Origin of the sequence: Streptomyces sp. NPDC088157, assembly GCF_044741545.1 — a bacterium.
Taxonomy (GTDB): Bacteria; Actinomycetota; Actinomycetes; order Streptomycetales; family Streptomycetaceae; genus Streptomyces.
The window spans coordinates 492,407-504,139 of record NZ_JBIUSU010000004.1 but is presented as its reverse complement, the minus strand read 5'-3'; the positions used below and the strand labels follow the sequence as shown (position 1 = coordinate 504,139).

General features: G+C 73.1%; 8 protein-coding genes and 1 pseudogene. 5 read left to right on the top strand and 4 right to left on the bottom strand.

What is annotated here, in order from left to right; genetic code table 11:
- Positions 1 to 26: 26 nt before the first annotated feature.
- Both ACIPFH_RS18115 and ACIPFH_RS18110 read left to right on the top strand, forming a co-directional pair.
- Complete coding sequence (locus ACIPFH_RS18115) at positions 27 to 875, top strand: class I SAM-dependent methyltransferase (RefSeq protein WP_401827560.1); 849 nt, start codon at positions 27 to 29, stop codon at positions 873 to 875.
- A gap of 296 nt (positions 876 to 1,171) precedes the next feature.
- Positions 1,172 to 1,560 (top strand): annotated as a pseudogene (locus ACIPFH_RS18110) (hypothetical protein); the annotation flags it as partial.
- Here ACIPFH_RS18110 and ACIPFH_RS18105 read toward each other — a convergent pair.
- A complete protein-coding gene (locus tag ACIPFH_RS18105; RefSeq protein ID WP_401827558.1) occupies positions 1,520 to 2,920 on the bottom strand; it encodes an NtaA/DmoA family FMN-dependent monooxygenase in 1,401 nt (466 codons plus the stop codon). The pseudogene ACIPFH_RS18110 and the gene ACIPFH_RS18105 sit on opposite strands and share 41 nt — an antisense overlap.
- The gene (locus ACIPFH_RS18100) at positions 2,917 to 4,026 is read right to left on the bottom strand and encodes an LLM class flavin-dependent oxidoreductase (protein ID WP_401827557.1); all 1,110 of its coding nucleotides are present in this window, start codon (positions 4,024 to 4,026) and stop codon (positions 2,917 to 2,919) included. The genes ACIPFH_RS18105 and ACIPFH_RS18100 overlap by 4 nt, the downstream gene beginning before the upstream one ends.
- A 310-nt stretch (positions 4,027 to 4,336) precedes the next feature.
- Between ACIPFH_RS18100 and ACIPFH_RS18095 the strand changes: the two genes are divergently transcribed.
- Both ACIPFH_RS18095 and ACIPFH_RS18090 read left to right on the top strand, forming a co-directional pair.
- Entirely contained in the window at positions 4,337 to 5,842 is a 1,506-nt protein-coding gene (locus ACIPFH_RS18095) for a metallophosphoesterase family protein (RefSeq protein WP_401827555.1), read from the top strand.
- A 68-nt stretch (positions 5,843 to 5,910) separates the two neighbouring features.
- Entirely contained in the window at positions 5,911 to 6,945 is a 1,035-nt protein-coding gene (locus ACIPFH_RS18090) for an LLM class flavin-dependent oxidoreductase (RefSeq protein WP_401827553.1), read from the top strand.
- 6 nt (positions 6,946 to 6,951) lie between these two features.
- Here ACIPFH_RS18090 and ACIPFH_RS18085 read toward each other — a convergent pair whose 3' ends face one another.
- Entirely contained in the window at positions 6,952 to 7,947 is a 996-nt protein-coding gene (locus ACIPFH_RS18085) for a TauD/TfdA dioxygenase family protein (RefSeq protein WP_401827552.1), read from the bottom strand.
- A gap of 193 nt (positions 7,948 to 8,140) precedes the next feature.
- On the opposite strand from ACIPFH_RS18085, the gene ACIPFH_RS18080 reads away from it, so the two are divergent.
- A complete protein-coding gene (locus ACIPFH_RS18080; RefSeq protein ID WP_401827551.1) occupies positions 8,141 to 8,971 on the top strand; it encodes an aldo/keto reductase in 831 nt (276 codons plus the stop codon).
- A gap of 328 nt (positions 8,972 to 9,299) precedes the next feature.
- Here ACIPFH_RS18080 and ACIPFH_RS18075 read toward each other — a convergent pair whose 3' ends face one another.
- The gene (locus tag ACIPFH_RS18075; protein WP_401827549.1) at positions 9,300 to 11,642 is read right to left on the bottom strand and encodes a SpoIIE family protein phosphatase; all 2,343 of its coding nucleotides are present in this window, start codon (positions 11,640 to 11,642) and stop codon (positions 9,300 to 9,302) included.
- Positions 11,643 to 11,733 lie beyond the last annotated feature (91 nt).

Here is an 11,733-nt window from a genome sequence, read left to right as displayed (position 1 = left end):
GATCTCGGTGAAGGCGGTGGGCGGACATGGTGGCCGGGCGGGAGTGGGACGACATGCTGTTCGCGGGGACTGCCACCCACTACCGGCGCGGGAGGCTCCCCTACGCCCCGGGGCTGGCGGACGTGCTCGCCGAGGTGCTGCGTCCGGACGGGCGAGGGCGCCTCGTCGACGTGGGATGCGGACCGGGCATCCTCGCCCTGGAGCTGGCCCACCTGTTCTGTGAGGTCGTCGGGGTGGACCCGGACCGGGGGATGATCGCCGAAGCCGGGCGTGAGGCCGAGAGAAGAGGAGTCGCGCGGAAGGCCAGGTGGGTACGGGCACGGGCCGAGGAACTGCCCGCGGGTCTGGGCGGATTCGCCGTCGCGACCTTCGGGCAGTCGTTCCACTGGATGGACCGCGAGCTGGTCGCGGCGACCACCATGGAGATGCTCCGGCCGGGCGGCGCGCTGGTGCACGTCTCGGACCTCAAGAGCGGCACCCGGACCGTCGACGGGCTTCCGTATCCGGCGGTGCCCGCCGCGGCCATCGGGGAACTGATCCGGCACTACCTCGGGCCGGTCCGACGGGCCGGCCGGGGCGTGCTGCCGCAAGGAACACCCGGCGGTGAGGCCGCGATCCTGGCCCGGGCCGGGTTCTCCGGTCCGCGGCGCCTTGTCGTCCCCGGCGGGCAGCCGCTCGAACGCTCCGCCGACGACGTCGTCGCCGGGGTGTTCTCGATGTCGTTCTCGGCTCCGCACCTGTTCGGGCCGCGCCGCGACGACTTCGAGGCCGACCTGCGTCGGCTGCTGCGGCAGGCCTCCGGGTCGGATCTGTTCTCCGAACGCCAGCCGGGCACCGAGGTCTTCGTCTGGGGGAAGGACGCCTCCGTGGCGTGACCGCTTCCAGATCCGCCGGGCGGGCCCCGCGACGGCGGGCGGGACGGGCGTCCCGGCGGGCTCGACGCGCCAGGCGTCGGCGCGGCCGCCCAGGTTCAGGAGCTGACCGAGGGCACGGTGCTGTGCACCGTCACCGGCGAGAACGACCTGGCGATGCTCCGGATCGGGGCATCGTCCCCCGGAAGAACGCGCCCGACCATCGGGCACGCGGCCACGTCGTGGGCCCGGCCCTCCGGAAGGCGTCCTGACCCACGGTGACGCCCGCCACGAGGAATTGATACCCGGCTTCCGAATCGGTGGCGCTCTCTGTGCTGATCGCCACGGTCGCCGCGACCGCCGCGCTGTGGGCGGCCGTCACGATCCGCGGCTTCCTGACGAGCCTGGGCGCCGGCCTGGTGATGGGCGTCGCCGTGTCCGGCATGCACGACACGGCGATGGCCGCGGTCAGCGTCCATGTGCACGGCACCACGTCGTCGTGGCCGGCGACAGCCCCACCTGGTTGCTGCTGCCGATGCTGATCGGACCGGTGATCCTCCTGTTGATGGCGGGCGTCGTGGTGATGTTCGATCCGCTGCTGGTGCTCGGCGAGGGCGACCGGAACCGGCCCGCCCGGACGGGGCGGGCCGGTACGGCAACGGAGGGGGTCAGCCCGCCTGCCGCCGGTCGCTCGCGGAGCGGTGGGTGAGGGGCTCACGCAGGCCGAGGTGCTCACGGAGCGTCGTGCCCGTGTACTCGGTGGGATAGACACCGCGTTCCTGCAGTTCCGGGACCAGCAGGTCGACGATGTCGTCGAGGCCGTCCGGAATGAGGTACGGCGTCACGTTGAAGCCGTCGACGGCGCCGTGCCGCACCCAGCGGGCGAACCTGTCGGCCAGCGCCGCCGGGGTGCCGACGTGCCCCCGCTGCGGTCCCAGGGCGATCACGGTCTCGCGCAGCGACCAGCCGTGCGCCTCCGCCTTCTCGCGCCACTCGGCGACCACCTCGCGCGGGTCGGCGACGCGCCGGGCGCCGAAGGAACCGTCGTTCTCGGCGACGACCGGGTCCTCCTTGGGCAGCGGGCCGTCGGCGTCCCGGCCCGCGAGGTCGAGGCCCCACAGCAGACCGGCGACGCCCAACGCCGTCGCCGGTGTGACCTGCTGGAGACGGATCCAGCGCTTCTTCTCCAGCGCCTCCGCCTCCGTCGCCCCGATGATGATCTCCGTGCCGGGCAGGATGCGCAGGTCGTCCTCGGGCCGGCCGACGGCGAGCAGTCGCCGCCTGAGGTCCTCGGCGAACGCGAGCGCGTCGTCGAAGTCGTTGCCGTGCGCGGAGAAGACGACGTCGGCGTTGCGGGCGGCGAAGTCGCGGCCCTCGCCGGAGTCGCCGGCCTGGAAGATCACCGGGTGACCCTGGCCGCTGCGGGGCAGGGTGGGCGCGAGGTCGACGTCGAACTGCGCTCCCCGGTGCCGGACCCGGCGCACCGCTCCCGGCGCCGCCCAGGCGGGGGCGCCCGTGGCGCCGGAAACGGCCCCGTCCGCCCAGCCGTCCCAGAGGGCGCGGGCCACGGTGAGGAACTCCTCGGCGCGCCGGTAGCGGTCGGCGTGGTCGAGGTAGCCGCCGCGCCGGAAGTTGGCTCCTGTCCAGGCGTTGTCGGTGGTCACGACGTTCCAGCCGGCCCGGCCCTCCGAGAGCAGGTCGAGGCCGGAGAGCCGGCGGGCGAGGTCGGCGGGCTCGTTGAAGGTGGTGTTGGAGGTGCTGACCAGGCCGATCCGGTCGGTGACGGCGGCCAGCGCGGCGAGCTGGGTGATGGCGTCGGGCCGTCCGGCGACGTCGAGTTCGTGGATCAGTCCGTCGACCTCGCGCAGCCGCAGCCCCTCGCCGAGGAAGAACGCGTCGAACAGGCCCCGTTCGGCGGTTCGGGCGACCCGGCGGAAGTTCGCGGGGTCGATCTGGGAGCCGCTGGCCGGGTCGGACCAGATGGTCCAGTGGTTGACGCCCTGGAAGAAGACACCGAAGTGCAGCTGTGCGTCGGGCCGGGGGACGTCGAGGGGGTCGGTGCGGGTCATCGGGTCTCCTGAAGGACCTCGAGGTCCGGGCCGTGGGCGTAGCGGTTGGCGGGGCGCTCCAGGCCCAGGTGGTCGCGCAGGGACGCCCCGGGCAGCGGGCGCACGGCGAGGCGCCGCTCGAAGAGGTGGGGCAGCACGAGCCGGGACAGCTCCGGCAGATCCTCGTCCAGTACGAGCGGGTGCAGACGTACGCCGTCCACGACTCCCCTCAACCGCCCGAGCAGGACGGCGAGTCCGGAGGCCGAGCCGATGTGACGCAGCCGTCCCCGGTCGGTCCAGGGCGCGTGCTGTTCGAGGTCGGCGACGCGTTCCTCGCCGGTGGCGTGGGCCGTGTCGAGGGCGATCTCGATCTCCGCGAAGGTGCGGGGCGTTCCGGCCCCGGCGGCCGCCGCGCCGACCGCGGTGAGGTCACGGCCCCCGACGAGGGCGACGTCGAGGTGCGCGGCGGGGACGCGGTCGGGCCGGCCGAGGACGACGAGCTGTCCCTGGGGCGGGCGCGGCACGATGGCCGGGCCCTTCACGGCATAGGCGTCGCCGGTGAAGTCGACGTAGTGCAGCCGGTCTCGGTCGAGGTAGCGGCTGGTGGCGACGGAGCGGATGACCGCGTCGTCCTCCCAGGAGTCCCAGAGAGCACGGGCGACTTCGACTCCGTCGCGGGACTCGCGGACCCTGGCGGACTCGCCGTCGACGAGGGGACGGCCCCAGACCCGGGCCGCCTCGGGGCGTTCCTCCTCACTCACCACCCATCCGCCGCGTCCGACGGAGATGTGGTCGAGGGACGCCAACTGGCTGGAGACGTGGAAGGGTTCGGCGTACGTGACCGGCACCACGGGCGCGATGCCGATGACGCTGGTCGACGCGGCCAGGAACGCGGCCCGCTCCACCGCCCCGATGCGGCCGACGGCGTCGGGTGTGCCACCGGGCGGCAGCACACCGTCCTCCAGGGTGATCAGGGTGAACCCGGAGTTCTCCGCCGCGGCGGCGACGTGGGCCACCCGGCGGGGGGTAAGCAGGTGTTGGGGCGAGTGGGCGGCGCGGCGCCAGGCCGCGGGGTGGGCGCCGTCACCGTCGATTTCGACGGCGAGCCGCAGGGCGGGACCGGACAATGGGAGTTCCTTCCGGGGCACGACGAGTCGACCGGCCCGAGGGGCCGGCGGGGGTCAGCGGCGTGCGGAAGGACAGACGGCGGAGGCGGTGCGGCAGTAGTCGACGTGCCTTCGGGTGATCAGCCGCGTGCCCGTGGCGGCACCGTGCGGTGCCGTGCCAGGTGCGCGCATGGGGGCCTCCGCCCGTGGTTCCGGATCGCCTCAACCTACGTGGTCGGCACCGGAAAGTGTCAAGGGCATGAGTTGCCGGTGCATGAAGTCGTCCCGGGGGCTCCCCTGCCGCGCTGTGGATCATTGCTACGGTGCACCGGTGTCTGACTCCTCACGCGATACCGCCGAAGGCGCCGGCTGGGTCGGCGCCGACCGGGGCGCCTACCAGCAGCTCATGCCGGACAGGACCGAGAAGATCTCGTGGCTCGATCCCAGGATGCTGTGGGCCGCCCGCAACGGCGTGCTGGCGTCGTGGTTCGGGGACCCGACGGGCCGCACCCGGGCCCGTCTGGTGGCGCAGCGGACGGCGGCCGGCGCGCCGGCCGACAAGGTGATCCGGCGCACCGACCCGGACACCTTCTCCTTCATGGTGATCGGCGACACGGGTGAGGGCGACGATCCCCAGTACGCCGTCGTGCCGGGGTTTCTGAGGGCGAGTCAGGGCACGTCGTTCGCCGTTCTCGCCAGTGACGTCATCTATCCGGTCGGCAGCGCCGACGACTACGGCACCAAGTTCTTCCGCCCGTACCGCGACTACCCGGCCCCCATATACGCGATACCGGGCAACCACGACTGGTACGAGGACCTGGGCGCGTTCATGCGGGTCTTCTGCGGCGACGCCCCGCCCCTGCCCGCCGAGTCCGCGCCGCGCCTGCTCAGCCGCGCCAGGCTGCGTTCCCTGCTGTGGCACCGGCCACGTGCGAACGACGGTCAACGGCTGTCCGAGGCACGGGCGTTCAGGTCCGCAGCGGGCCAACAGGCCGCGCAGCCGGGGCCGTACTGGGCGATCGACACCGGCCCCGTGCGGATCATAGGCATCGACACCGGGCTGCTGGGCACGCTCGACGCAGAACAGGGCGCGTGGCTGCGCGAGGTGTCCGGGGGGCCGCGCCCGAAGATCCTCATCACCGGCTCCCCGCTCTACGTCGACGGCGAACACCACCCGTGCCCCATCGAAGGGGGCGGCACCGTCGACGACATCGTCGGCGCGCCCGAGCACCACTACGTGGCCGCGATAGGCGGTGACATCCACAACTACCAGCGCTATCCGGTACGTCTGGCGGACGGGCGGACGCTCCAGTACGTGGTCTCGGGCGGCGGGGGCGCGTTCATGCACGCCACGCACACGATTCCCCGGGTCTCCGTCGCCGGCGTCACCGAAGGGGACTTCCGCTGCTATCCACTGCGCGGTGACTCCCTCGCCTTCTACAGCCGGCTCTACGGGCGCCGGCTGCGACTGCGCCGCTTCTTCGCCCTCACCGAGACCGAGGCCCAGGCGGTCGTCGCCGAACGGCTGGGCATCCCGCCGACGCGCACACCGGGTCCGGAGGTCAGGGTGACGCGGCGGATCCGTCTGCTGGCCGGTCTGCTGGGCACGGGGAGCCGCCCGGAGCGCCGCAGACGGTTCCGGCTGCCGGTGCGCAAGATCTACACCCAGCTCTTCTCGCCCAGCTCGGTGACGTACAGCCCGCCGTTCTTCAAGTGCTTTCTGCGGCTGGACGTCACACCGGAGTCGGTCCGGCTGCGCTGCTTCGCGGCCACCGGAAACCGCGCCCAGGAACTGAACCCACCGGTCGAGGACGAAGTCACGATCCCGCTGGCCTGAGGCCGCCTGCGACAATCGCCGGAGAACCGCTGTACGGCCGTGGACGCCGTCGAACGATGGAGGAACCCGTGTCGCCGACCTCTCGCCCGCTGCGCAGGCTGGGCTTCCTCACCATCGGCCTGTTCGACGCGGACGACCCGGGCCGGGGGCACGAGACCACGCTGGGGATCATCGAGCTGGGTGAGCGGCTCGGCTTCGACAGCGCGTGGGTGCGCCACCGGCACCTCCAGTACGGCATCTCCTCCCCCGTCGCCGTCCTGGCGGCCGCCTCCCAGCGCACCCGCCGCATCGAGCTCGGCACCGCGGTCATCCCGCTGGGCTGGGAGAACCCGCTGCGCCTCGCGGAGGACCTGGCCACCGTCGACATCCTCTCCGGGGGCCGGCTCAACCCGGGGGTGAGCGTCGGCCCGCCGATGCACTATGAGCAGGTCAAAGAAGCCCTGTACCCGGACACGTCGGACGCCGAGGACTTCGGCTACGAGAGGGTGCGACGCCTGCTGGACCTCGTGCGCGGCAAGTCGGCCACCGACTTCAGCGGGGTCGAGGGGTTCGAAGTGTTCTCCGACCGGGTGCAGCCGCACTCCCCCGGTCTGGGCCGCCGCCTGTGGTACGGCGGCGGCAGCCTGAGTTCGGCGCGGTGGGCCGGGGAGCACGGCATGAACTTCCTCACCAGCAGTGTCGTCAAGGCGGAAGGTCCGGACGACGCGAGGGACTTCGCAGAGATCCAGCTCTCCCACGTCCACGCCTTCCGGGCCGCCCACCCCGACGGCGACTCGGCGCGTGTCTCCCAGGGGCTCGTGGTCATCCCCACCGATTCCGCCTCACCCGAACAGCGCGCGAAGTACGAGGCGTTCGCGGCCAAGCGCCTCCCCCGTACGACCTCGCCGCAGGGCCCGGCCCGCCTGCTCTTCGCTCCGGACCTGGTCGGCACCTCGGACGAGATCGCCGAACGCCTGCACGCGCACGCCGCGTTCCGCGAGATCGACGAGGTCGCCTTCGCCCTGCCGTTCACCTTCGAGCACGAGGACTATGTACAGATCCTGACCGACACGGCGACGAAGCTCGGTCCGGCGCTGGGGTGGCAGCCCGGCGCCGGAGTCTGAGGGCCCCTACCAGCGGCCCGGCTCGGTTCCCGTCACCGCCTCGGACGGCTCGCCGTCCACCCCGACGGGGACCTCGCCCGTGAGCATCACCCTGTGCATGGTGCGCGGGAAGCCCAGGTGCGTGTTGTCACCGGGGGCGAGATGAATGGTGGCGCGGTTGTCCCAGAAGGCCACGCTGCCCGGTTCCCAGCGGAAGCGGACCGTGTACTCGGGGCGGGTCGCCTCCTCCAGAAGCATGTCCAGGATCGCCCGGCTCTCCGCGCGGGACAGGTCGGTGATCTGCTCGAGGTAGTAGCCGTTGACGTACAGCACGCGTTCCCCCGTCTCGGGGTGGACGCGTACCAGGGGGTGTACCGAGGCCACCTGGTGATCGAGGAGGTGGCGCACGTACGCGTCGTCGCCGGGCCGGGGCTGGTATCCGACGCCCAGCCGGTGCTCGGCGCGCAGCCCGGCGAGGAACTCCCGCACGGGCGCGGAGAGTCCGGCGTAGGCGGCCGCCAGGTTGGACCACGTCGTGTCGCCGCCGTAGGGCGGTACGGTCTCGGCGCGCAGGATCGTCGCGGCCGGCGGGTCGATGCGGGCGCCGTGATCGCAGTGCCAGCCGCGCAGGAGGGTGTGCCGGCGCCGCCGGAGCCACTCCTCGTGCTCCATGCCGAACCTCCCGCCCAGTTCGAGGCGGTCGGCGGTCGTCTCGATCTCCGGGAACTCCGGCGGCGAGGCGCTGCCCCGCTTGCGCAGGACGACGGGTTCGCCGAACCGGCGCGCGAACGCCACGTGCCCCGCGTGGTCGAGACGCTGCCCGCGGAAGAACACCACCTTCCAGCGCAGCACCGCCGCCCGGACCACGGCGACCTGGGCGTCGTCGAGTCCGGCGGCCAGGTCGACGCCCTCGATCTCGGCGCCTGTGTGTCCGGCGACCGGTTTCACCTGCACTCCGGCTTCCCGCGCGGCCTTCTCGGCCGTCGGGTCGTCGAAAGGGGTCGCCCGGCTGTCCGTCGTCATGCGTGCTCCGCTCGTCTTCACTCGTCGTCCGTCACGGCTCCTCGAAGATCGTGACAGTGAATCGGCGGCCTGGCGACAGGGCGTCGTACGGCCGCGCCGGCGACGGACGCGCCGGGCCGGGGCGTCCGGTTGATCGAGCGCCGCCTGATCGGTGAGGCTGGGGGGACGACACAGTCGAGGAAAGGTCCCCCTGGTGAGCAACATCCCGGAGCACACGCTCAACGACGGTACGAGGCTCCCGGCCGTGGGTCTCGGCACCTGGCCGATGGACGACGCGGAGGCGGAGCGGGCCGTGGCCGAGGCGCTCGGCCTGGGCTACCGGCTCGTCGACACGGCGACGAACTACCGCAACGAGAGCGGGGTCGGGCGGGGCGTGGCCCGGGGCGGGGTGCCCCGCGAGGAGCTCGTGGTGACCACGAAACTGCCCGGCCGCCACCACGGCTACGAGGAGACCCTCGCCTCGTTCGAGGAGTCCCGGCTGCGGCTCGGCCTCGCATACGTGGACCTGTACCTGATCCACTGGCCGCTCCCCCGGGTCGACAGGTTCGTCGACTCCTGGCGGGCCATGATCAAGCTGCGCGAGGACGGCCTGGTCCGGTCGATCGGCGTCTCCAACTTCACCGCCGGTCACATCGAGCGGCTGGAGAAGGAGACCGGTGTGCTGCCGTCCGTCAACCAGATCGAGCTGCACCCGCTCTTCCCGCAGGACGAGTTGCGCGCCTTCCACGAGGCCAAGGGCATCCGTACGGAGAGCTGGAGCCCGCTGGGCCGCGGTTCGGCGCTCCTGGACGACCCGGCCGTCGTCTCCGTCGCCGAGTCGCTGGGCGTGACGCCCGGTCAGGTCGTCCTGCGCTGGCACCTTCAGCTCGGCGCGGTTCCCATCCCCAAGTCCTCCAGCCCGGAGCGGCAGCGCGCCAACCTGGACGTCTTCGGCTTCGAACTCGGACCGGCGCAGCTGGCGGCGATCGCGGAGCGGCCGCACCGGCGGCTGGGCGGCGACCCCGAGGTGCACGAGGAGTTCTGAACAGGTCCAGGGGGTCCGGCGCGCCGGTGCCTGCCTGCCGTCGTGGGCGGAGTGCCGGGTGGGTCCGCTGACGCGGCTGGGCACGACGCGGCGGCACGGGGCGCGCCTTCGGTCGCCTCGCCTCGGCATGTGCCTCCGACGACGTCTGCCCCCGGGGCAGCGCCATCCGGGAGCGGGCCGGTACGGCAACGTGCACGCCGGTCGCGACCCGGGACACAGGCCGGTCGTCCTCGGCGTGCTGCCGCACGGCGCGCCGTTCTCCGAGGACGCGCCGGACCCGGGTCGTCCGTTCGCGCGCCGGACCCGGGTGGGTCGTCCGTTCGCGTGCTCACTCGGGTTCCAGCGTCTGCTCCGCCCAGATCGTCTTGCCCCGGTCCGTCTGCCGGCTGCCCCAGCGCTGGGTGAGCTGCGCGACGAGCAGCAGGCCGCGTCCGCCCTCGTCGAAGGCGTGGGCGCGGCGCAGGTGGGGGGAGGTGGAACTGCCGTCGGACACCTCGCAGATGAGGTTGCGGTCGCGGATCAGGCGCAGCTGGATGGGCGGTGCGCCGTAGCGGATGGCGTTGGTGACGAGTTCGCTGACGACGAGTTCGGTGACGAAGGCGGCCTCCTCCAGGCCCCACGCGGCCAGCTGCTCGGTCGCCGCCTGGCGGGTGACGGCGACGAGGGCGGGGTCCGGCTCGACGTTCCAGGTGGCGACCCGGTCCGCGCCGAGGGCGCGGGTGCGGGCGAGCAGGAGGGCGACGTCGTCGCTGGGCTCTTCCGGCAGCACCGCCTTGAGCACGCTGTCGCAGAGGGCGTCGAGCGTGGCGGCAGGCGCGGTCAGGGCGCTGCACAGCTCACCGGTGGCGCGGTCGACGTCGCGGTCGCGGTCCTCGATCAGGCCGTCCGTGTAGAGGGCGACGACCGCGCCCTCGGGCACCTGAAGTTCGACCGCCTCGAAGGGCAGTCCGCCGACCCCGAGCGGGGGTCCGGGGGTCATGCGGACCAGCTGGGCGGTGCCGTCGGGCAGGACGAGGGCGGGCGGCGGGTGTCCTGCGGCGGCGAGGGTGAGGCAGCGGCTGACCGGGTCGTAGACGGCGTAGAGACAGGTGGCGCCGAGCTCCGCGACGTCCTCGCCGGCGTCGTCGTAGGCCGCCAGATGGGTGACGAGGTCGTCGAGGTGGGTGAGGAGCTCGTCGGGCGGCAGGTCCACGTCGGCGAGGGTGCGCACGGCCATGCAGAGCCGGCCCATGGTCGCCGTGGACGGGATGCCGTGTCCGACCACGTCACCGACGACGAGGGCGACCCGGCTGCCGGAGAGCGGGATGACGTCGAACCAGTCACCGCCGATACCGGCCGTGGAGCCGCTGGGCAGATAGCGGTGGGCGACCTCGACGGCCGCCTGACCTGGCAGGCCCCGGGGCAGCAGGCTGTGCTGGAGGGTCAGGGCGGTGGTGCGTTCGCGGGCGAAGCGGCGGGCGTTGTCGATGCAGACGGCGGCCCGGCTGGCGAGTTCCTCGGCGAAGACGGCGTCGTCGGCCTCGTAGTCGTCGACATGGGCGATACGGACGCCGACCAGGACGCCGAGGGTGGTGCCACGGGCCCGCAGAGGCACCGCGATCACCGAGTGGACGCCGGTCCGGTGACGGCGGCCCTCGGGGCCGCGCGCGTTGCGTTCGGCCAGCCATCGCATGAAATCGGGCTCACCCGCCTGGAGGCGGATGGCGCGCCCCTCCCGCAGGGCGCGCGCGGGCGGGCTGAAGGGCGGATGGGCGTCGGTCTCGCCGAGGCGGACCGCCGCCTCGGGGGTGCCCTCGTGGGAGGAGCCGTGGGCGACCCGGCGCAGCACGACCTCGCCGTCCGGGACGGGCGGCGGCTCGTCGGCGCCGAGGACCCAGTCCAGCAGGTCGACGCTGGCGAAGTCGGCGAACCGGGGCACGAGGAGCTCGATCACCTCCTCGGTGGTCCGCACCATGTCGAGGGTGGTGCCGATCGAGGCCGCGGCCTGGTTCAGCAGGGCCAGCCGCTGGCGGGCCAGGTACTGCTCGGTGCTGTCGAAGGCGGCCAGGGCGACCCCGACGACCTCGCCCGACGACTCCCGCACGGGCCACATCTCGGTGGTCCACGCGTGCTCCCGGTTGAGGGAGGGGGCGCCGGTCCAGCTCTCGTAGCGGATCGGGCGGCCGGTCTCGGTGACATGGCGGAGGTGCCAGTTGAAGCCACGGCTGTGCTCGGCCTCCTGGACGGTGTCCGGGAAGTGGCGGCCGAGCAGGGCGTCCTCGGAGACGCCCATGACCTTGCAGGCGACCTCGTTGAGACGCAGATAGTGCTGGTGGGGGTCGAAGACGGACATCGACATGGACGCCTGCTGGAAGGCCCGCCCCGCGAGGGTCGTTTCCAGGGCAGAGGGCTGTTCGGCGGTGAGGGTCCAGCCGGCGGGCTCCCCGTCGAGGCCGAGCACCGGGCAGGCGGTGACGGTCAGGGTGACGTCCCCGCCGTCGCGGTGGCGTACGACGACGGGCCGGGTCCACGCGCGCGCCGGAAGCCGCGGGAGCCCCTCGGCGAGCAGGTCGGACGCGGCCCGGCCAACGGCCTCCTCGGCCGCATGGCCCGTCAGCAGACGGGCACCCTCGCTCCAGCCCGTCACGATGCCGTGAGCATCGGTGACCGCCGCAGCGACGACATGCTCCATGTCGTCCAGAATGGTCCCTTTGCCCCGACCCATCAACCGCGACGGGCCGACCGGGGCTCCCCGGCCTGTCCGGCCTGCCCGGCCCGCCCGG